The sequence below is a fragment of the Micromonospora sp. NPDC049201 genome (assembly GCF_055586805.1).
In genome coordinates this window covers 576542-596816 of the sequence record NZ_JBVJHM010000003.1, presented here as the reverse complement: position 1 = coordinate 596816, position 20275 = coordinate 576542, and the positions used below count along the sequence as shown (strand labels likewise).

Genomic DNA, 20275 nt, shown 5'->3' with positions numbered 1-20275 from the left:
GACGTCCTGTTCGCCATGCTCCGCGACAAGATCCCCTACCAACCCCGCCCAACCGCCTCAATCGCTGCTTGACGAAACCCATAGGGACACCCCCCCACCCCCCACCCCCCACCCCCCGCCCCCGCCCCCGCCCCCGCCCCCGCCCCCGCGCGTTGATCTTGCACTTTCGGCCCCGGAATTCCGCTCTTTTCGGGCATGAAGTGGGCACAAACTGCAAGATCGTCGTGGGGGTGGGACGGGGTTAGCACAAGGAGGGCGGGTGAGTGGGGATGTGCACAAGGGAGGGGTTGTCCACAAGGGGGCGGTGGCGGGGGGCGGGGTGGCGCGGGGCGAGGCGGCATGGTGTGCTCGTGTCGACGGAGCTGTGGCGAACGCGGGAGCTGATGCGGACGCTCACCGTGAAGCGGGTGCGGACGCAGGTCAGGCGGGAAGAGTTGATCCGCGTTCGGCGGGGTGTATACGCGCCGACGCCGTGCGATGACGAGGGCGAGCTGCGGGCGCTGCTGCTCCGTCTTCCCGGGGGCGCGATGCTGGCCATGCACACCGCGGCACGTCGTCATGGGTTCGGCGTGCTCCGGGAATCCGCGGTGCACGTGCAGTTGCCGCCGAGCGTCGCCAGGCCTCGGCTGCCCGGTCTGGTCGTCCACCACTCCGTCCTTCCGGTCCGGCCGGTGCTCATTGGAGGGCTGCCCTGCGTGCCCGCCGCCCAGTGCGCGGTCGACCTGGCCCGCCGGGCCCGGCGGATGGACGCGCTCCCGGTGCTCGACGCCGCACTTCGCTCCGGTGCCGTGACGGTCGACGACCTCGCGGCGGAGTTGCCGCTGCATCGGGCCCTGCGCGGGATCCGGCAGGCTCGTGATCTCGTGCCGCGAGCTGACGGCCGGTCCGAGTGTCGACAGGAGAGCCAGTTGCGGCTGTTGCTGCTCGACGGCGGGCTACCCGCTCCGGAGCCGCAGATGTGGATCTTCGACCAGTACGGCATTCCGCGCTTCCGAACGGACCTGGGCTACCGCGATCGACGGGTGGGGGTCGAGTACGACGGTCTGACCCACCTCGATCGGGACCGCATGCGGTACGACCGGGACCGGATCAACTGGTTGGACGCGAACGGATGGCGGATGCGCTACTTCACCGACCGCGACCTCTACCGCCGCCCGTCCCACATCCTCACCACCCTCCGCGCCGCCCTAACCCGCTAACCCGCCAACCTTCCCCGCTCCCCGCTCCCCGCTCCCCGCTCCCCGCTCCCCGCTCCCCGCTCCCCGCTCCCCGCTCCCCGCTCTCGCGATCTTGCACTTCGCTACCCGGCGGATAGGGCAAATCCGGCTTCTTGCGGGCACAAACTGCAAGATCGCGGGGGGTGGGGGTAGGGCGGGGGCGACGGGGGCAGGTCAGGGGCGCGGGCAGTGGGGGAGCAGGCGTAGGCGCTCGGTGGTCTCGGTGAGCGAGTTGGGCTCGACGACCAGGCGGGCCGTGGTGGTGGCAGGGCCGGGGCGGAAGGTGCCCGCGTCGGCGGGGACGGTCGCCGTCCAGGTGCCGGCCGTACGCGCGTCGGTGCACGCGCCGATCACGCCGAACCCGAAGCCGGTGACGTCGGTGCCCCGCACCCGCTGAGCCAGGTGCACCTCGATGTACGCCAGGCCGCGTTCGTCGCCGCAGTCGAACCGGCCCCGCACCGTGCCGGTGTGGGCGTGGACGTCGGCGACGCCGAACCAGTTGACGGAGATCGCCGGGGCCGAGGCGGCCGGGCTCGGGGCGGCGAGCGCGGCGCCCGGGGCGAGTCCGAGGGCGGCGGCGGTGGCCAGCGTGGTGAGGCCGGCGGCGAGCAGTGATGGTCGGACCTGGTGCATGCGCGGCTCCTGCCGAACGGAACTCCAATGTGGACGGCACCAGCATCCCACCCCCGCGAAGCCCCCAAGTGCAAAATCTTGGACAGCAAGGACGGGCCCCCTGTTAACGCCTCCGGCATAGCGGTGCGCCCCGCTTGACCGGCGGTCCGGCTGAACGGTCCGGGGCTGGCATCCGTATCAGGCGTCGAGGACACCGACGACAGGAGACAACGTGAGGGTGCAGCGCAAGCACGTGCTGGCGGCGACCGTGGCGGTGGTCGCCTCGGTGGGCCTCTCGGTCGGCACCGGAATGGGATTCGCGGAGACCACGCCGGCCGGGCGGTCCGCCTGCGTCGGGTCGGTGACGTTCTCGGCGGAAGGCGGGGCACCGGCCGCCACCAGCGACCGGTTCCCGGCGGGCACCCGGCTGCGGGTGACGAACCTGGACAACAACAAGAGCGCCACCGTGACCGTGGTCGGGCCGTCGGGCAGTTGCGTGCTGCTCAACGCGGCGGCCATGGACCTGGTCCGCGAGCCGGGCAAGAACGTCATCCGCCGCAACGTGGTGGAACGCCTCGACGGCGCCGCTCCCGCCCCCGGCGGTGGGCAGCCGGTCGAGACGCGGCCCGGCAACGCGCAGCCGATCGGGGGCAGCGTCTGCGCCGGGGCGATCACGTTCTCCGCCGAGGCCGGCGCGCCGGCCGCCACCAGCGGACAGTTCCCGGTCGGCACCCGGCTGCGGGTGACGAACCTGGACAACAACAAGAGCGCCACCGTGACCGTGGTCGGGCCGTCGGGCAGTTGCGTGCTGCTCAACGCGGCGGCCATGGACCTGGTCCGCGAGCCGGGCAAGAACCTCATCCGCCGCAACACGGTGCAGTTGCTGCGCTGACCACCAGGGGAGTGGAACACCACGGGCGGGACCTGGGGGGATCAGGCCCGTGGTGCTCCACGATCAGGGGCGGCCGGGTCAGCCGAACGCGGCATCGAGAATGTCGAGGCCCCGGCCCAGCTCGCCGTCGGCGATCACCAGCGGGGGCAGGAAACGCAGCACGTTGCCGTAGGTGCCGCAGGTCAGGGTGAGCAGCCCGGCCGCGTGGCAGGCCGCCGACAGCGCCGCCGTGGCCACCGGATCGGGGACGGTCCCGCCCGGCTGCACGATCTCCATGGCGAGCATCGCGCCCCGGCCACGTACCTCGGCGACCCGCGGGTCACGGGCGGCGATCGCGTGCAGCCGCTCGCCCATCACCGCGCCGATCCGCCGGGCCGCGGCCGACAGGTCCAGCTCCCGCATCGTCTCCATCGCCGCGAGCGCGGCGGCGCAGGCGACCGGGTTGCCGCCGTACGTGCCGCCGAGACCACCGACGTGCACCGCGTCCATCAGCTCCGCCCGCCCGGTCACCGCCGCCAGCGGCAGCCCGCCGGCCATGCCCTTGGCCAGCGTGACCAGGTCCGGCTCGACGCCCTCGTGCGCGCAGGCGAACCAGTCACCGGTGCGGCAGAAACCGGTCTGGATCTCGTCGGCGACGAAGACCACCCCGGCCGCCGTCGCCCACTCGCGCAACGCCGGCAGGAACCCCTCGGCGGGTACGACGAAGCCGCCCTCGCCCTGGATCGGCTCGATCAGCAGCGCGGCCACGTTCTCCGCGCCCACCTGCTTCTCGATCATCTCGATCGACCGGGCCGCCGCGGTCGCCCCGTCGAGCCCGCCGTCGCGCAGCGGATACGACATCGGCACCCGGTAGACCTCCCCGGCGAACGGCCCGAACCGGTGCTTGTACGGCATGTTCTTCGCGGTCAACGCCATGGTCAGGTTGGTCCGACCATGGTACGCGTGGTCGAACACCACCACCGCCGGCCGCCCGGTCGCGTGGCGGGCGATCTTCACCGCGTTCTCCACCGCCTCGGCGCCGGAGTTGAACAGCGCCGACCGCTTCTCGAAGCCGCCCGGCGTCACCGCGTTGAGCTGCTCGCACACCGCCACGTACGACTCGTACGGCGCGACCATGAAACAGGTGTGGGTGAACCGTTCGACCTGGGCGCGGACCGCCTCGACCACCTTCGGGGCGGAGTTGCCCACGTTGGTGACCGCGATGCCGGCCGCGAAGTCGATCCACTCCCGCCCGTCCACGTCGGTGAGCGTGCCGCCGCCCGCGTGATCGACGTACGCGTCGACGACGCTGCCCACGCCCCGGGCCACCGCCGACGTGCGGCGCTTGCGCAGCTCCTCGCTGGATGCCATGGGGTCTCAGCCTTCTTTCGTTTGCGACTGCGTGGCTCGCAAAACCGGCTCACTCCTCGCGCTCACCAGGCCTCGATGTGGTGCATGACGTGCTTGATCCGGGTGTAGTCCTCCAGGCTGTAGACCGACAGGTCCTTGCCGTGGCCGGAGTGCTTGAAGCCGCCGTGCGGCATCTCCGACACGAACGGGATGTGCGTGTTCACCCAGACGCAGCCGAAGTCCAGCCGGCGGGTCATCCGCATGGCCCGGCCGTGGTCGCGGGTCCAGACCGAGGCGGACAGGCCGTACTCGACGCCGTTGGCCCAGCGCACCGCCTCGTCCTCGTCGGAGAACCGCTGCACGGTGATCACCGGCCCGAACACCTCGTCCTGGATGATCTCGTCGGCCTGCCGGACGCCGGAGACCACGGTCGGCGCGTAGAAGAAGCCCCGCTCGCCGACCCGGCTGCCGCCGGTGGTGACGTCCGCGTGATCGGGCAGGCGGTCCACGAAGCCGCTGACCCGGGCGAGCTGGTTGGCGTTGTTCAACGGGCCGTAGAGCACGTCCGCGTCGTCCGGCCCGCCGGTGCGGGTGTTGCGGGCCTGCTCGGTGAGCGCGGCCACGAAGTCGTCGTGGATGCCCGGGCCGGTCAGCACCCGGGTCGCGGCGGTGCAGTCCTGGCCGGCGTTGAAGTAGCCGCCCACCGCGATCGCCTCGGCCGCCGCCGCCACGTCCGCGTCGTCGAAGATCACCACTGGGGCCTTGCCGCCCAGCTCCAGGTGGGTCCGCTTCAGGTCCGGCGCCGCCGCGGCGGCGACCTCCATGCCCGCCCGGGTCGAGCCGGTGATCGACACGAGCTGCGGGGTCGGGTGGGAGACCAGCGTACGACCGGTGTCCCGGTCGCCGCAGACCACGTTGAACACACCCGGCGGCAGGTGTTCGGCGGCGATCTCGGCCAGCAGCAGAGTCGACACCGGCGTGGTGTCCGACGGCTTCAGCACCACCGCGTTGCCGGCGGCGAGGGCCGGGGCGATCTTCCAGACCGCCATCATCAGCGGGTAGTTCCAGGGCGTCACCTGCGCGCAGACGCCGATCGGCTCGCGCCGCACGTACGACGTGTGGCCGGCCAGGTACTCACCCGCCGAACGCCCCTCCAGCAGGCGCGCCGCGCCGGCGAAGAACCGCAGCTCGTCCACGGCCGGCGGCAGCTCCTCGTCGGTGGTGAGCTGCCGGGGCTTGCCGGTGTTGCGCACCTCCGCGTCGACCAGGTCGGCGGCCCGGGCCTCCACCGCGTCGGCGAACTTCAGCATCGCCCGCTGCCGCTCCGCCGGGGTGGCGTCCCGCCAGCCCTCGAACGCGGTGGAGGCGGCCCGCATCGCCGCGTCCACGTCCGCCGGCCCGGACACCGGGGCGCGGGCGAACACCTCGCCGGTGCACGGGTCGACCAGATCGGCGTAGCCGCCGTCCACCGGGTCGACGTACTCGCCGTTGACGAAGTTGCGCAGCTGCTGCTGGTCGCTCATCTCAAGTCTCCGAGAGGGTGGCCGGAAGGAAGGTCAGCGGAGGTTCTCGCAATCTGACTGCCATCTTGGCTACTGAATTCGAGGCAGACAAGGGTTTGGGCAACTGTTTCCGCGCGAGCGTTCCTGGTCTACGCTGCCGGACGTGGAGCCGAGAGCCTTCTACGTCGCCGGCCGCCCTGCCCACGGCGAGGCAGAGCTGACCGTCACCCACCCGTACGACGGGCGGGCGGTGGGGCGTACCACGCTCGCCACTGCCGACCAGGTCGAAGCCGCCGTCGCGGGCGCCGCCCGGGTGGCCGCGGAGGCCGCGGCCCTGCCCGCGCACGTCCGCGCGGCCGCCCTGGACCACGTGTCCCGGCGGATCGCCGAGCGGGCCGACGAGGTCGCCGCGCTGGTCACGGCCGAGAACGGCAAGCCGGTCAAGTGGGCGAAGGCCGAGGTCGGGCGCGCGATCTCCACGTTCCGCTGGGCCGCCGAGGAGGCCCGCCGCTTCTCCGGCGAGCTGCAACGCCTCGACACCGACCCGGCCGCCACCGGCCGGATCGCGCTGGTCCGGCGCGTGCCGCGCGGGCCGGTGCTCGGCATCACCCCGTTCAACTTCCCGCTCAACCTGGTCGCCCACAAGGTCGCCCCGGCGCTCGCCGTCGGCGCCCCGATCGTGGTCAAACCGGCTCCGGCCACCCCGCTCACCGCGCTGCTGCTCGGCGAGATCCTCGCCGAGACCGACCTGCCCGACGGCATCTTCTCGGTGCTGCCGCTGCCCAACGAACGCGCCGCCGAACTGGTCGCCGACCCGCGCCTGCCGGTGGTCTCGTTCACCGGCTCCGGCCCGGTCGGCGCGGCCATCCGCCGCGCCGCTCCGGACAAGCACGTCACGCTGGAGTTGGGCGGCAACGCGGCGGCGGTGATCTGCGCCGACTGGTCGACCGACGAGGACCTGGCGTTCGCCGCGCACCGCATCGCCACGTTCTCGAACTATCAGGCCGGGCAGTCGTGCATCGCGGTGCAGCGGGTCTACGTGCACGAACGGCTCCACGACGGCTTCCTGCCCCGGCTCGTCACCGCCGTCGAGGCACTGCGCACCGGCGACCCCCGCTCCGAGCTGACCGACGTCGGGCCGCTGGTGTCCGTCGAGGCGGCGCAGCGGGTGGAGGCGTGGGTGGACGAGGCGGTCGCCGCCGGGGCCACCATCGAGGTGGGCGGCCGGCGCGACGGCGCGACCTATCCGCCGACCGTGCTCAGCGGCGTGCCGGCCGACGCGAAGGTCTGCGCCGAGGAGGTGTTCGGGCCGGTGCTCGTGGTCGCCCCGGTCCCGGACGACCAGGCCGCGTTCGCCGCGGTCAACGACTCCGCGTACGGGTTGCAGGCCGGCGTGTTCACCCACCGGCTGGACGTGGCGTTCGCCGCCGCCCGGACCCTGGAGGTCGGCGGCGTGATCGTCGGCGACGTGCCGTCGTACCGGGCCGACCAGATGCCGTACGGCGGGGTGAAGGGCTCGGGCGTCGGGCGGGAGGGGCTGCGCAGCGCGATGGACGACTACACCGAGCCGCGCGTCCTGGTGCTCACCGGGGTGGCGTTGTAGGCGGTCACCAGGTGCCGTCATCGCGGACCCTGGGGGCGGCACGGCCGAGCAGCAGCGTGGTGAGAGCGGCATCGACGTCGGCGCCGAGGAACCACTCGCCGGCCTGGTCGAGCGCGAAGACCCGGCCGTGCTCGTCGACCGCGAGGATGCTCTCCTGACGTTCGCTGCCCAACGGGAAGAGGCGGACACCCAGGACCGCGCCGAAGTCCGCGAGAGTGTCGGCGGTGTGCGCGACCTTGCGCGGACGCACGTCGAAGCGGGAGACCCACACCGCTTCGCCAGGGCCTTGCCGTGCGCTCACCAGCCCCGGAAAGGCGGTGAGCGTCGCCAGGGCGGCGGGGAAGGAAGCATGGCTGTGCTGGGCCCCACGGACCCCGGTGACCTTGCGGACCGAGGCGGCGGCCGACACCTCGTCCCCGAAGTGCGGCCGCCAGCCGGCGACCACGAGCGCGTCCGCCACTTCGGACGGGAACCGTTCGGAATTGGGAGGAGTCTGCGGATCTGGGCGCCACTCCTCGGCGTACGCCAGCTCCGGCCAGGGCAGCACGTCGAAATGCACCAGGAACCGGATGCACGACTCACATCGCAGGTCGGCCTGACCGCCCGCCGGATCACCGGACTCGCGGATGCGGAAGAACTCGATGCGGCTTGCCCTCAACCACTGCCGGGCCTCGTCGAGCGTCAGCGGCGGTAGGCCTTCGGCGACGCGACGGTGGTCGTGCTCGTGCAGCGCGTCGGAGACGACGATCATCTCCGCGTGCCGATCGCCGCCCCGCACCAGGTGACCGGCGGGCAATTCGTCGAGATAGGACCGGACGAGTGGATGGTGGTGCAGCTCGACGTCGCCCTTCGCGCCCTGCGCGACGTGCAACCGGCCGTCGAGGGTGAGGTGCGCCGCCGCGCCGGGCGTGGGCAGCCGGGTCAGCTCGCGGAGCAACTGCCCGGCCGGGTCGACCGTGCGGGGGGCGCGCGGCGCGGCCGGCCGGCGTTGCCGGTACATCTGCTCGACCGCCGACGCCGGCACCCGGGGCCAGGTGGAGACCTCGCCGGTCTCCTTGTCGATGACCGTGGTCGGCAGGTCGCCGGGCAGGGCCCGCGCCTCGGTGGACACGGTGGACAGCACCACGTAACCGAGGTCGAACTCCTCGACCACAGGCGTGCAGGGAAAGCCGAGGCGGTCGGAGTCGCGCCGGGCCCAGACGGAGGCGATCTGCTCGGCCTGCTGTCGCTCGATCACCACCTGAAATTACCGGACCCCACGGATTCCGTGGCACCCGGTATGGTCGGCCCTACCCAGGGTGACGGAGGGGGAGCGGTGGTGGCCGAGAGTGCCGATCGGGATGCGAACCGTGCGCTGCGCGCGAGGTTCGACGAGGTGTACGGCCAGTACCAACGACTGCGGTCCGGCCTGGACGAACTCCAGACCAGGCTGGCCGAGTTGCGGGTGACCGAACGCTCCGACGACGGCCAGGTCACCGTCGTGGTCGGGGCTCGCGGCGAGCTGATCACCGTCGAGGTGAGTCCTGCCGTGTTCCACGACCGGGATGCCCGGGCGTTGAGCCGGAAGATCACCGAGACCGTGCTGCGTGCCTCCGCCGCCGCGTCCGCCGCCACCCGTGAGCTGGTCTCCGGTTATCTACCGCCCGGCTCGTCGTCGGTCGAGTTCCTGCGTACCCATGACTTCGGCGCGCTGCTCGGCCGGGCCGACGCGGTGGCGTCGCGCGGCGAGTGACCGTGGCCGGGGAAGGGATCTGGCTGGACGCGGACCGCGCCCGGCGCGGGGGCGGCGACCTGGCCGCGACCGGCAGGGCCGTCACGGCGGCCCGGCGCGAGACCGGCGATCCGATCGCCGCGGCGGGTGGCCGACGACCGTGGGGGCGCGACGACATCGGCGCCGCGTTCGACAAGCACTACCAGGGCTACGCCGAGACGCTGCTGCGGGCGTGGGACCTGCTCGGCCGCTCGCTCGAAGGGCTCGGGTCGGACGTGGTCCGCTCGGTCACCGCGACCGTGGAGACCGATCTGAGCAACGCCCGTGACCTCGGGACGATCCCGCACCAACGGCACAACCCGCATCGGCCCTGGCGCTGACCACCGGAGGATCCGCGCGTGAGCATGCTGCCCAGCCCGATCCCGCACCCGCTCGACTACTGCCCCTGGGACGTGCCCGGCTGGATCTACGAGGCGCTCGACTGGGTGGTCGGGGTGGAATGGCCGGAGGGCGACGAACGCGCCGTCTGGGACCTGGCCGACCAGTGGTACTCCGTCGCCGGCGTCCTGGCCGGCCCGCGCGACGAGGCGACCACCGCCGCCGGTGAGGTGAAGAGCGGATACGGCGGCGTCGGATTGGTGGCGCACGCGTTCGACACGGCCTGGGACAAGGTGGCGGGGAGCGAGGACGCGCCGCTGCACGCCCTCGTGGCGGCCACCGACGAGTTGGGGCGGCTCGTCGACTCCTGCGGCTGCGACATCGAGGGCGCGAAGCTGGAAGCCTGGATCGAGCTGGGCATCCTGGTCGTCGAACTGCTGTCTCTCGCGGTGGTCACCGTGCTCACGCTCGGTGCGGCGTCACCGGCGGCCGGCGCCGCGATCACCGCCACCCGGATCGCCGTGCAACAGATCTTCAAGCGGCTGGTGGCCCAGTTGGCCCGCAAGGCGGTCAGGGAAGGCCTGAAGGAGGCCGGCGAACGGGCCGCGAAGGAGGCCGTCAAGAGCGGCGCCCGGGGTCTCGCCCGCAAGGCCGTGCTCGCCGGCCTGGCGGAGGCCGGTCAGGAGGCGGGCACCAGCCTGGCCACCCAGGCGTACCAGAACTCCACCGGCCGCCGGAACGGCCTCGACCTGACCGACGTGGGTGCGTCAGGGCTCGGTGGCTTCGCCGGCGGCGCGGTCGCGCCGCTCGCCGGTCTGGGCCGGCACGCGAGCGGGCGGTTCGCGCAGGTCGGGGAACGCTTCGGGCGTGAGATGGCCGGCGAGAGCCTCGCCGAGACCGCGGCCGGGCTGGCCACCGGTCAGGGCCCGTCGCTGGAAGACCTGGCTCGCGCGGCGGCGTCCGGCGTGAGTGGTTCCGCCACCGGGCAGACCGAGACGGCGCTGCATCACCGGCTCGACGGGAAGCTGGGCGGCCTCACGGCCCCGCCGGTCGGCCTGGACCTGCCGCCGGTCGGCCCGGAGGGGTCATCCGGGCCCGGTCCGGCCGGTCTCGTTCCGGACCAGCGGTCCGCCCGGCTGCCGTCCGCGCAGAGCGGTGAGCCGGTCGTGCACTCCCGGCCGGTTGCTGGCCCGCCTTCATCGATCCCGCTGGTCGATGCCGTGACCGCGGCTCCGCACCTCGACCCGGTGGGCGTGGTACACCCGATGCCGGAGCTGACCGCCCCAGCGCTCCCCTCCCTGGGAAACGTCGATTCCGCCGTCGTGCCAACCACCTCGACCACCACTCCGATGCTGTCCTCGGTGGCCGTCGACACGCCGAACCCCGGCACCGTTCTTCCGGGGGCCGCCGACGCTTGGCACGGCGCGGGCCCGACGCCGGCGGTGACCGACACCCATGCTCCGGCACCCACCACACCCGTGCAGGCGGCGGCCCCGACGACATTCTCGCCGCCGCCCGTCGACCATCCGTACCCGGCGATGCCGCCGTCACCGGATCGGATCACCGCTGGTGGGTCTGACGGGCATCTCGCCGCGCCGCCAGCTCCGCCGCCTCATCCCCAGGTCGCGCCGAACCCGGGAGCACCCGGCGTCGGCCCTGATCCCCGGCCGGTGCCGAACCCCGGCTTCCCGCTGCTGGAGACGTTGACGCCGACGAGTCCGCCGCCGAGCGTCCTCAATCCGTACGACCCTCCGTCTTCCCACCGCGAAACTCCGCAGGAGCGGGCCACGCGTCTGATGGCGGAGCGGGAGGCCCTCGATCGACGCCGCTACCAGGGTTACCTGCGATCCCAGCGCAACTGGTTCGAGGACCGCCGACGTCAGACTCGGGCGGACTGGCTCAATGAACGCGCCGATTACCACGAGGAACGGGCGAGTGACTGGGCGGCGCAGGCCCTGGAGCTGCGCCGGTCGGGGCGAACGCTCGCCGCCGAGCGTTGGCACCGGGAAGCGCATGAGGCCGACCTGGAGGCGTCGGAGTTGCGCGCGGAGGCGCAGCACGTACTCAACGGGAAGTTGGTTCCGGAACGGGTGATGGTCGAGGACGACCTCGACTTCTACCGGATCAACGACGACGTGGCGGACCTGGCCCTCGGCGCGGTGGAGACAGCCGACCACTCCGCGCTCACCGGCCACGGTCACCCCTCGCCGGTCGACCAGTCTCGCCCCTACGGCCGGCGCGGGGGACTCCGGCCCCCGCTCGCGCTGCACCAGACCGACCTCGAACGGCAGATGCCCCGCAACTCGGACGGCAGCGTGATCCGGACCGCCGATCCCCGGCGCGGCGACTGGTTCCGGCTGGCCAACGACGGTGGCCCGGCCGCCGACGCCACCCGGGGCATCAACTGCCTCGACTGCACGCTGTCCCTCTTCGAGACCTGGGTGCACGGTCGGCCACGGGTCGCCGCGCCGCGTACCTTCGACGGGTATCTCGCGGGCGACGTGCACCGACCGGTCGGCGGCGAGATCGACGGCCCGCTGCGGGTCGAGGAGACGACCGGCGGCCGGTTCCAGAACCTGTGCGGGCCCGACCGCACCGGGGTGACCGGCGCGGCCCGGCGGAGGCTGGTCGAGCGCGGCTACCGCGACCTGCACGCGCAACTGGCGTCGGGCGGTCACGGCAGCTACGCCTTCCTCATCACCAGTTTCGAGGGCGGCGGCTCGCACGCCTGGGTGGCGCTCAACCAGAACGGCACGGTGCTCTACCTCGACCCGCAGAGCGGGTTGGTGGCGGGGCAGCCGCTCTACCGACACAGCGGCGTCCCGTTCGAGGGGAACGTGGTGGGGGTGGACGCCCTGGTCCTCGGCCCGGACGGTCGGCCGATGCCGCTCGCCAGCCGGCCGCCCGGCGACTTCAACGTGCTGCCCGAGCCACGGCACCGTCCGGCGCCCCCACGACCGCCCGACCCGCTGCCGAAAGACCACGGGGCCGCGCCCGACTTCAACCGCGTCCACCTGCTCGGCGAGTCCACCACCATGCACCGCCCACCCGGCGACGCGCCGCAGGCCGAGCCGATGCCTGACCGGATACGCGACACGCACCGTGCGGCCCACGCGGACCGCATCGCCGCCGGGCTCTACGTGCGCGACGCGCTGGCGGCCAGCGCCAGCCTGGCTGACGCCTTCGCCGCCGGGGTGACCCCGGTCGAGTTGGCGCAGCACGCCGACGGGGCGACGTTGCGACGGCTCGTGCCAGGGCTGGACGAGGCCGCTGCCGGTGACCTGAAACGGCTGTTCACCGACGCCCGCGTGCAGCGAATGCTGGACCAGAGCTGGGAGGCCCCGCCGCGGCGGGAGGAACTGCTCGCCGAGACGTTGGTGCGACAGCTCGCGGAGCGTCCCGACCTGGTGCGGATGATCCTGGCGACGCCGGAACTCGCCAACTCGCTGACCGCCAGGCCGGTGACCCTGCACCATCTCGCCAGCCACCAACAGGCCATCGACGTCCTGCAGGACGTGCTGAACGAGATAGCTGAGCAGGGAGCCGACGCACTTGTGGCGGCGCCGCCACGGCACCTTGAACCGACACCGTTGACCGATGCTCAGATGGAGATCAGCAAGTCCTTCGCCGTCAATGGTCCGGAAGCCGTGCAGCCGGGCTTCGATCGCGATCGCCTCAGTGACACTCGTTACCGGAAGCGGTATCTCGACGAGTTGTTCGAGCTGGCGGTTGTTGCGCAGTCCGACGTCGATGCCTTGGGACTCCGGCTCGCCGCGGCCTCTGGCGGTGCCGCCGAATATCATCCACGCAGCAAGCCCAAGAATCGTGGGAGGGCTGAGGACAAGATCGAGGGCTACGGCGGCGATGCGTCACAGCTGACTGACCTGGCAGGCGGCTATGTCTCCTATCGCAAGTTGGACGATCTCTACGACGCACTGGCAGCCCTCAAGAACGATGCGCAACTTGATCTCGTGGAGTTCGATGACCGCTTCAGGTCACCGCAGACCGGTGGATATCGGGACGTGCAGATGTTCGTGCGCGCGTCCAACGGTCATATCGCCGAGCTCCGACTGCAGTTGGCCGTGTTGGACGAGGTGGCGACCTGGGAACATTCCCTCTTCGAGGTGCGGCGCGACCTCAACGCCGTTGCCAAGGAGGAAGGACGTAGCGTGACCGCGATGGAGTCGGCCATACGCAGGGGCATCATCGACCGTCAGCGTGCATTCTTCTGGGCCGCTCTGCAGACGGCGTTGCACGGAGGGCGTGAATGACAGACGGATCCGAGGGCGTAGAACTCCCCGCCTACTACGACCATTACAAGACGCCGGTGAAGCTGGTCTCTACGGCTGATGGAGGGATCACCGCATGGCGGCTGGACAGAGCGACAGGCGGCTGGCGTTCGGCCGATGACGTGATCGACGACGTCCTCTCGGCCATCGGCGGCGAGATTTCTGTTCGGACGCCCGCCGAGTTCGTCCAGCGCACCGAGGCCGCACGCGGTCGCTATCTGAAGGGCGACGGGCCCGTCTTCGCGCTCTACGAGACGGTGCGGGCGATCGACGAGCAGGCCACCGCCGAGAGGCGCGCCTACACACCGGAGGAAGCGGCACTCGTCGCGGGCATCCGGCGGCGAACCTTTGTGATGTTCGAGGAGCAGCTTCAGCGGGCCGGGGACCCCGGTGCCGACCCCACCATCGCGGCCTCCTGATGGTCCCGTGCCGGCCATGAGTACCGATGCCGGAGCCGCCCTTCCGGCACGCCGGTTCGGCTGGGCGGACATGTTCGTCGCGCCGGACGAGGATCCCCGCGTCGAAGATCCGGGGGCGGACGAGCGGAGCATCCTGGCCGGCGAGTTGAGGTACCACCGTCGCACTCTGGAACTGAAGTGCGCCGGGCTCGACGCGGAGCAGCTCGCCCGGCGGTCGGTGCCACCGTCGACGCTGTCGTTGCTCGGGCTGCTCCGTCATGCCGCCGAGCGTGAGCGGCACTGGTTCCGCCGCGTCATGGCCGGGAAGGACGTGTCGCGGATCTGGCCGACCGGTGACGTGGACGAGCCCTTCACCGGCGCCGTCGCCGATCCGGCGCTGGTCGCGCAGGCGTGGACGGCGTGGCGCCGCGAGTTGACGTTCGCCGAGCGGTTCGTGGCGCAGGCGCCGAACCTGGAGGTCAGGGGTCACCGGGGTGACCGGATGGTCTCGCTGCGGGAACTGCTGGTGCACGCGATCGGGGAGTACGCCCGGCACAACGGGCACGCCGATCTGCTGCGCGAGCGGATCGACGGTCGGGTGGGCCGGTGACGCGCGCCGACCCTGCGCGCCCCGGGAACCGGACCGGGCCGCCGACGGAGGGGATTCCGTACCGGCCGCCGGCCGACGTGGCGGAGGCGCTGCGCGTACAGGAGGAGTTGCGGTCGCGGGTCGACCTGGTCGGGCCCGGTCCGAGCGCGCCCGCGACGGTGGCCGGGCTGGACGTCGCGTACGCGGAGAGCGGTGACCGGCTCGCGGCGGCCGTCACGGTGCTGGACGCGGCCACCCTGGCCGTGGTGGACGAGGCGGTGTGCGTGGGGCGGCCGGCGTTCCCGTACGTGCCGGGGTTGTTCGCCTTCCGGGAGATGCCGGCGCTGCTCACCGCGTTGGAGCGGCTGACCGTCCGCCCGGAGCTGCTGGTGTGTGACGGGCACGGGGTGGCGCACCCGCGCCGGTTCGGGTTGGCCTGCCACCTGGGGCTGGTGACCGGGCTGCCGGCGATCGGGGTGGGCAAGACGCCGCTCGTCGGTTCGTGGACCGGGCCGGGCCCACGGCGCGGCGACCGGGCCGACCTGCGGGACGGCGGGGAGGTGGTCGGGCGGGTGCTGCGGACCCGGGACGGGGTCCGGCCGGTCTTCGTCAGCGTCGGGCACCGGATCGGGTTGGACGGGGCGGTGGAGCGGGTACTGGCTCTGACGCCCCGGTACCGGCTGCCGGAGACCACCCGGACGGCCGACCAGCTCTGCCGTCGGGCCCTCGCGGCGGGTGGCGACCGGAGCTGACCGGGGCACGTAACGCTGCACACATGTCGGGCGCTCGATGAGCGGGTGCCCGGGTGGCCCGGTAGTAACCTGACCGGCGGATCTCGTCCGGGACGGAAACGGTGAGGTGGGGATGTCGGTGAGGCGGCACGCGGCGCGTTGGGCCACGGCCGGTGCGGTGCTGGGTGGCCTGGTGGTCGCCGTGGCGTCCCCGGCGCTGGCCGACGGCGACCGGGTCGGGCTGCGTTCGGCGGGCAGTTTCACGGCCGGCGGCTCGGCGGGCGCGGTGACGGTCGAGGTGCGCAAGCGCACCGAGGGGTGTGTGTCGTTGCGCACCACGCTCGGGTTGCGGCTGGACGGTCTGCGGGCCGATCAGGTCCGGGTGCAGGTGGCGTCCGGTGGCCGCTGGGTGGGGGTGCCGGTCGCCGGTGGTGGTGGCGTGGTGACCACCTCGCAGGTGGCGTCGGTCGAGCGGCCGCTGTGCAAGGGCAAGGGCGCGGCGGTGCGCTACCGGGTGTCCTTCCTGTCCGGCGTGGTGGGCGGGCGGCTGGAGATCGCCGGTGAGGCGAGTGCCGCGAACGGCCAGGTGCTCGGCCGGGCCGGCCGGTCGGCCCGGCTGGTGGGCGCGGCGCCGACGCCGAGCCCGACGCCCTCCCGTAAGCCGTCGCCGACCCCCACGCCCAGCACGGTCGCCGCCACGCCGCCGGAGACGGCGGGCACGTCGGCGGTGGTCGCCGCCGTCGAGCCGGCCGCCGGTGCCGCGGCCGACGATTCGTCCTTCGGAGGTTCCATGATCATGTGGTTCGGCATCGGGCTGGTCCTGGTCGGCGTCGCGCTGATCGTCCTGCTGGTGCGCCGCAGCCGCGCGGACCGGACGGACGACGGCCCGGTGGTCGAGCATCCCCCGGTCCCGCTGCCCCGCAGCAGCACCACCTACCGTTCCGGGGCGCCCGGGCCGGCCCCGACGGTGTACGGCGGCGGTGCCACGCCACCGCGCCCGACCGGCAACGTGTACGGGACGCCGCCCGCCGGGTCCCCGCCGGCGGCGTCCGCGGACGGGGACGCCACCAGCCTGTTGCCCCGCATGCCGGACTGAGCCGGACCCGACGGCTCCCGGGTTTACCGTGACCATGGGTGGACCCGGCCGGCCGGGTGTCGAACGGGGCCGGGTGCCGGGGCCGGTTCGCCGTTAAGATCGCGTGCGCCGGACGGCACCGCCGACCGGTGAGACCACATACGTGGAAGGAGCCGCGCCGTGGCCCTGGACCCGCAGTTGCTCGAGATCCTCGCCTGCCCGGACACACACCACGCCCCGCTCGACTACGACCCGCAGGCGCAGACGTTGACCTGTACCGAGTGCGGTCGCGTCTTCGAGGTCCGGGACGACGTCCCGGTGCTGCTCCTGGACGAGGCGCGGGGCGGTCCGGCGGCTGACGACGCGCGGGGCGGGTCGTCGCGGTGATGGACGGTACGGCCGGGGTGAGCGGGCACCGGCACGCGGACGAGGCCCTGCTGGACGATCCGGCGCAGCTCGGCGAGCGGGATCCGGGCGGGATGCTGCGGTTCACCGCCTCCGCCGGCGCCCAGGTACGCGAGTCGGCGGCGTTGGCCGCCGAGGCGAACCTGTCCGTGCTGGCTGACGACGGGCGACCCCGGGCGGTGGTCATCGCCGGCATCGGCACCGCCGGGCGTACCGGGGACGTGCTGGCCACGGTCGCCGGGCCGCGCTGCCCGGTGCCGGTGATCCCGCACCGCAGCGCCGGCGTGCCCGGCTGGGTGGGCGCGGCGGACGTGGTCATCGCGGTGAGCGCCTCCGGCCGTAGCCCGGAGGCGTTGGGCGCGGCCGAGGCGGCGCACCGGCGCGGCGCCCGGCTGGTCGCGGTCGGCGCTCCGGATTCGCAACTCCAGTCGGTGGCGGAGCGGGCCCGCGCGCCGTTCATCCCGGTGCCGCGGCGGGCCCCGGCCCGGGCCAGCCTGTGGGCGCTCACCGTGCCGGTCCTGCTCGCCGCCCGTACGCTCGGCCTCGTGAAGGTCAACGAGGCGGATCTGGCCGAGACCGCGGCCCGGCTGGACGCCGACGCCGACCGGTGCCGGCCGACCGCCGAGTCGTTCGTCAATCCGGCGAAGTCCCTCGCGTTGGGGCTGGCCGGGTCGATCCCGATCGTGTGGGGTTCGTCCCCGCTGGCGACCGTGGCCGCCCGCCGATTCGGTGACACGCTGTCCGCGAACTCCCGCTACCCGGTGGTGAGCGGTGCGCTGGGCGAGGCCGGCCGGGGCCGGGTGGGGCTGCTCGACGGCGTCTTCGGCGGGCTGGCCGAGGGCGACCGGGACATCTTCGCCGACCCCGACGACTCCGACCCGGACGGCGTCCGGCTGCGGCTGGTGCTGCTGCGCGACGGCGGCCTCAACGCCGACGACGACACCGACGAGCCGCTGGCGGTGGAGGAGCGCCGCGCGGACGCGGTGCAGACGCTCGCCGAGCGGCGCGGGGTGCGGTGCGACGTGGTGACCGCCGAGGGTGGTTCCGCGCTGGAGCGGCTCGCGTCGCTGGTGGCGGTGCCGGACTTCGCCTCGATCTACCTCGCCCTGGCACACGGGCTGGACCCGATGGCGGTTCCGGCCATCACGGAAATGAAGGAGCTGGCAAACCAGTGAGCATGTGCGGCATCGAGCGAGGCGGGGCATGAGCGCAAACGGGGGCACCAAGGCGATCGTCGCCGCCCTGGCGGCGAACCTCGGCATCGCCGTCACCAAGTTCATCGCGTTCCTGCTGACCGGCTCGTCGTCGATGCTGGCGGAGTCGATCCACTCGGTGGCCGACTCCGGCAACCAGGGTCTGCTGCTGATCGGTGGCCGGCGGGCCAAGCGGGAGGCCACGCCGCAGCACCCGTTCGGCTACGGCCGGGAGCGCTACATCTACGCGTTCATCGTGGCGATCGTGCTGTTCAGCCTCGGTGGCCTGTTCGCGCTCTACGAGGCGTACCACAAGGCTTCCGACCCGCACGGGATCGACAGCTGGCAGTGGGTGCCGGTGGTGGTGCTGCTCGCGGCGATCGTGATGGAGGGCTTCTCGTTCCGCACCGCGATCAAGGAGTCGAACCTGATCCGGGGCAAGCAGACCTGGGTCCGGTTCATCCGCCGGGCCAAGGCCCCGGAGCTGCCGGTGGTGCTGCTGGAGGACTTCGGCGCGCTGGTGGGTCTGGTCTTCGCGCTGTTCGGCGTCGGCATGACGCTGATCACCGGTAACGGCATGTGGGACGCGGCCGGCACCGCGATGATCGGCGTGCTGCTGGTGATCATCGCGATCACGCTGGCGATCGAGACCAAGAGCCTGCTGCTCGGTGAGGGCGCCGAGCGCAGCGAGCTGGCCAAGATCGAGCAGGCCGTCACCGGCGGCCCGGAGGTCGAGCGGATCATCCACATGAAGACGCTCTACCTCGGCCCGGAGGAGCTGATGGTGGCCGCGAAGATCGCGGTGCCGGCGTGCGAGAGCGCGGAGGAGCTGGCCCGGGGCATCAACGCGGTCGAGGCGCGGATCCGCCGCGAGGTGCCGATCGCCCGGGTGATCTACCTGGAGCCGGACATCTGGAGCGCGGCGGCGCAGCGGGCGGGCACCGGCCAGGCCGCCGACACCGCCGTGCCGGAGGCGGAGACGGACGACGCGATCGCGCCGGAGGCGGCGAAGGCCGACGAGGTGGCCGGGCGGCCCGGGAGCTGACCGATGGAGTTGATGCAGGGCCGGATCCGGGACTACGCCTGGGGCTCGCGCACCGCGATCGCGCAGTTGCAGGGCCGGGCGGTGCCGAGCGACGGGCCGGAGGCCGAGCTGTGGCTGGGCGCCCACCCGGGCGCCCCGGCCACCGTCGACCGGGACGGCGGCCCGGTGAGTCTCACCGAGCTGTTGCTGGCCGAGCCGGGGCACTGGCTGGGTGAGCGCCTGGTCGGCCGGTTCGGCACCCGGCTGCCGTTCCTGCTGAAGGTGCTGGCCGCCGACGCGCCGCTGAGCCTCCAGGCGCATCCGGACGCCGAGCAGGCCCGCACCGGGCACGCGGCGGACACCGGGCGGGTCAACTACGTCGACCCGTACCACAAGCCGGAGCTGTTGGTGGCGCTCTCCGAGTTCGACGCGCTCTGCGGCTTCCGGGAGCCGGCCGAGTCGGCGGCGGTGCTCGCCGGGTTCGGCGTACCCGCGTTGGCGCCGGTGGTGGCCGCGTTGCGTGGCGGTCCGGCGGGGCTGCGGGAGGCCGTACGCGCGCTGTTGAGCTGGCCGGAGTCGGAGCGCGCCGGGCTGGTGGCGGCCGTGCTGGCGGCGGCGACCGCCGGGCCGGCGTCCCCGGACGCGGCGCTGGTCCGCACGCTCGCGGCCGGTTATCCGACCGACCCGGGTGTGGTGGTGGCGCTGCTGCTGAACCGGGTGCTGCTGGCGCCGGGCGAGGGGATCTGGATGCCGGCCGGCAACCTGCACGCCTACCTGCGCGGCACCGGCGTGGAGATCATGGCGGCGAGCGACAACGTGCTGCGCGGCGGGCTGACCTCGAAGCGGATCGACGTGGACGAGTTGCTGCGGGTGCTCCGGTTCGAGGTGCTGGCCGATCCGGTGCTGCGGCCGGAACCGGTGGCGCCCGGCGTGTCGACCTGGCCGGTGCCGGTGGAGGATTTCGCGTTGCACCGGGTGGTGGTGGGCGCCGCTTCGCCGGAGGTGCGGTTCACCCTGCCCGGCCCGCGGGTGGTGCTCTGCGGGGCCGGCAAGCTGACCGTGGACGACGGGGTCGGTGTGGTGACGTTGGCGGCGGGCCGGTCCGCGGTCGGTACCGCCGCCGGTGGCCCGCTGGTGCTCACCGGCGACGGCGAGGCGTTCGTCGCCACCTGCGGCCTGTCCTGAGCCCCGCGGCGCCGGTTTCCCGGAACCGCTTGACGGGCCGGTCGCTCAGTGTGAGTCTTTGTGTACGCAGCGTTGTCGCGACGAACGTCCGGGAACGCGCGGGGATCCAAACCGGGGGGATGCACGGGGGTGGCCGGGCCGT

Annotated in this window: 18 protein-coding genes; 14 read left to right on the top strand and 4 right to left on the bottom strand. The window is 73.0% G+C overall.

The genetic code is table 11. From position 1 onward, the window contains the following. The first annotated feature begins 350 nt into the window (after positions 1–350). Positions 351–1199: a hypothetical protein gene (locus ACZ6O5_RS09860; protein ID WP_465975887.1), complete on the top strand. Its 849-nt coding sequence runs from the start codon at positions 351–353 to the stop codon at positions 1197–1199. A gap of 192 nt (positions 1200–1391) precedes the next feature. Here ACZ6O5_RS09860 and ACZ6O5_RS09855 read toward each other — a convergent pair whose 3' ends face one another. Beyond that, a complete protein-coding gene (locus ACZ6O5_RS09855) occupies positions 1392–1850 on the bottom strand; it encodes a hypothetical protein (protein WP_465975885.1) in 459 nt (152 codons plus the stop codon). A 211-nt stretch (positions 1851–2061) separates the two neighbouring features. Here ACZ6O5_RS09855 and ACZ6O5_RS09850 point away from each other — a divergent pair, with 211 nt between their 5' ends. Beyond that, on the top strand, positions 2062–2721 hold the full coding sequence (locus tag ACZ6O5_RS09850; RefSeq protein WP_465975883.1) for an RlpA-like double-psi beta-barrel domain-containing protein: 660 nt from the start codon (positions 2062–2064) through the stop codon (positions 2719–2721). Positions 2722–2799: 78 nt separating this feature from the next. Here ACZ6O5_RS09850 and gabT read toward each other — a convergent pair whose 3' ends face one another. Both gabT and ACZ6O5_RS09840 read right to left on the bottom strand, forming a co-directional pair. Beyond that, positions 2800–4071, bottom strand: coding sequence for a 4-aminobutyrate--2-oxoglutarate transaminase (gene gabT, locus ACZ6O5_RS09845; RefSeq protein ID WP_465975881.1), 1272 nt, complete (start codon positions 4069–4071; stop codon positions 2800–2802). Positions 4072–4133: 62 nt separating this feature from the next. Beyond that, positions 4134–5573 (bottom strand): gamma-aminobutyraldehyde dehydrogenase, encoded by a 1440-nt coding sequence (locus ACZ6O5_RS09840; RefSeq protein ID WP_431931093.1) that lies wholly within the window; start codon positions 5571–5573, stop codon positions 4134–4136. A 142-nt stretch (positions 5574–5715) separates the two neighbouring features. On the opposite strand from ACZ6O5_RS09840, the gene ACZ6O5_RS09835 reads away from it, so the two are divergent. Then, a complete protein-coding gene (locus ACZ6O5_RS09835) occupies positions 5716–7155 on the top strand; it encodes an aldehyde dehydrogenase family protein (protein ID WP_465975879.1) in 1440 nt (479 codons plus the stop codon). A gap of 4 nt (positions 7156–7159) precedes the next feature. On the opposite strand, the gene ACZ6O5_RS09830 is transcribed toward ACZ6O5_RS09835, so the two are convergent. Further along, entirely contained in the window at positions 7160–8395 is a 1236-nt protein-coding gene (locus tag ACZ6O5_RS09830; protein WP_465975877.1) for an SUKH-3 domain-containing protein, read from the bottom strand. Positions 8396–8473: 78 nt separating this feature from the next. Between ACZ6O5_RS09830 and ACZ6O5_RS09825 the strand changes: the two genes are divergently transcribed. The 11 genes from ACZ6O5_RS09825 (at position 8474) to manA (ending at position 20133) form a co-directional block, all read left to right on the top strand. Further along, a complete protein-coding gene (locus ACZ6O5_RS09825) occupies positions 8474–8887 on the top strand; it encodes a YbaB/EbfC family nucleoid-associated protein (protein ID WP_465975875.1) in 414 nt (137 codons plus the stop codon). 2 nt (positions 8888–8889) lie between these two features. Next, positions 8890–9246 (top strand): hypothetical protein, encoded by a 357-nt coding sequence (locus tag ACZ6O5_RS09820; protein WP_465975873.1) that lies wholly within the window; start codon positions 8890–8892, stop codon positions 9244–9246. Positions 9247–9270: 24 nt separating this feature from the next. After that, on the top strand, positions 9271–13515 hold the full coding sequence (locus ACZ6O5_RS09815; RefSeq protein WP_465975923.1) for a toxin glutamine deamidase domain-containing protein: 4245 nt from the start codon (positions 9271–9273) through the stop codon (positions 13513–13515). Next, positions 13512–13952, top strand: coding sequence for a hypothetical protein (locus ACZ6O5_RS09810; RefSeq protein WP_465975871.1), 441 nt, complete (start codon positions 13512–13514; stop codon positions 13950–13952). The genes ACZ6O5_RS09815 and ACZ6O5_RS09810 overlap by 4 nt, the downstream gene beginning before the upstream one ends. Positions 13953–13968: 16 nt before the next feature. Then, entirely contained in the window at positions 13969–14541 is a 573-nt protein-coding gene (locus ACZ6O5_RS09805) for a DinB family protein (RefSeq protein ID WP_465975870.1), read from the top strand. Positions 14542–14594: 53 nt separating this feature from the next. Continuing rightward, on the top strand, positions 14595–15272 hold the full coding sequence (gene nfi / locus ACZ6O5_RS09800; protein ID WP_465975921.1) for a deoxyribonuclease V: 678 nt from the start codon (positions 14595–14597) through the stop codon (positions 15270–15272). Positions 15273–15384: 112 nt separating this feature from the next. Next, positions 15385–16347, top strand: a complete 963-nt coding sequence (locus ACZ6O5_RS09795) for a hypothetical protein (RefSeq protein WP_465975868.1) — start codon at positions 15385–15387, stop codon at positions 16345–16347. Positions 16348–16506: 159 nt separating this feature from the next. Then, complete coding sequence (locus tag ACZ6O5_RS09790) at positions 16507–16713, top strand: Trm112 family protein (RefSeq protein ID WP_107157732.1); 207 nt, start codon at positions 16507–16509, stop codon at positions 16711–16713. After that, positions 16710–17906, top strand: coding sequence for an SIS domain-containing protein (locus ACZ6O5_RS09785; protein ID WP_465975867.1), 1197 nt, complete (start codon positions 16710–16712; stop codon positions 17904–17906). Before ACZ6O5_RS09790 ends, ACZ6O5_RS09785 begins: the two co-directional genes overlap by 4 nt. A gap of 28 nt (positions 17907–17934) precedes the next feature. Beyond that, on the top strand, positions 17935–18969 hold the full coding sequence (locus tag ACZ6O5_RS09780) for a cation diffusion facilitator family transporter (RefSeq protein ID WP_465975865.1): 1035 nt from the start codon (positions 17935–17937) through the stop codon (positions 18967–18969). 3 nt (positions 18970–18972) lie between these two features. Then, positions 18973–20133, top strand: a complete 1161-nt coding sequence (gene manA / locus ACZ6O5_RS09775) for a mannose-6-phosphate isomerase, class I (protein WP_465975863.1) — start codon at positions 18973–18975, stop codon at positions 20131–20133. The last annotated feature ends 142 nt before the right edge of the window (positions 20134–20275 follow it).

Bases quoted from the DNA above. Each gene is read 5' to 3' on its own strand.
- gabT (WP_465975881.1), bottom strand. From the start codon at position 4,071: ATGGCATCCAGCGAGGAGCTGCGCAAGCGCCGCACGTCGGCGGTGGCC.
- ACZ6O5_RS09795 (WP_465975868.1), top strand. From the start codon at position 15,385: ATGTCGGTGAGGCGGCACGCGGCGCGTTGGGCCACGGCCGGTGCGGTG.
- ACZ6O5_RS09855 (WP_465975885.1), bottom strand. From the start codon at position 1,850: ATGCACCAGGTCCGACCATCACTGCTCGCCGCCGGCCTCACCACGCTG.
- ACZ6O5_RS09805 (WP_465975870.1), top strand. From the start codon at position 13,969: ATGAGTACCGATGCCGGAGCCGCCCTTCCGGCACGCCGGTTCGGCTGG.
- manA (WP_465975863.1), top strand. From the start codon at position 18,973: ATGGAGTTGATGCAGGGCCGGATCCGGGACTACGCCTGGGGCTCGCGC.
- ACZ6O5_RS09810 (WP_465975871.1), top strand. From the start codon at position 13,512: ATGACAGACGGATCCGAGGGCGTAGAACTCCCCGCCTACTACGACCAT.
- ACZ6O5_RS09815 (WP_465975923.1), top strand. From the start codon at position 9,271: ATGCTGCCCAGCCCGATCCCGCACCCGCTCGACTACTGCCCCTGGGAC.
- ACZ6O5_RS09780 (WP_465975865.1), top strand. From the start codon at position 17,935: ATGAGCGCAAACGGGGGCACCAAGGCGATCGTCGCCGCCCTGGCGGCG.
- ACZ6O5_RS09840 (WP_431931093.1), bottom strand. From the start codon at position 5,573: ATGAGCGACCAGCAGCAGCTGCGCAACTTCGTCAACGGCGAGTACGTC.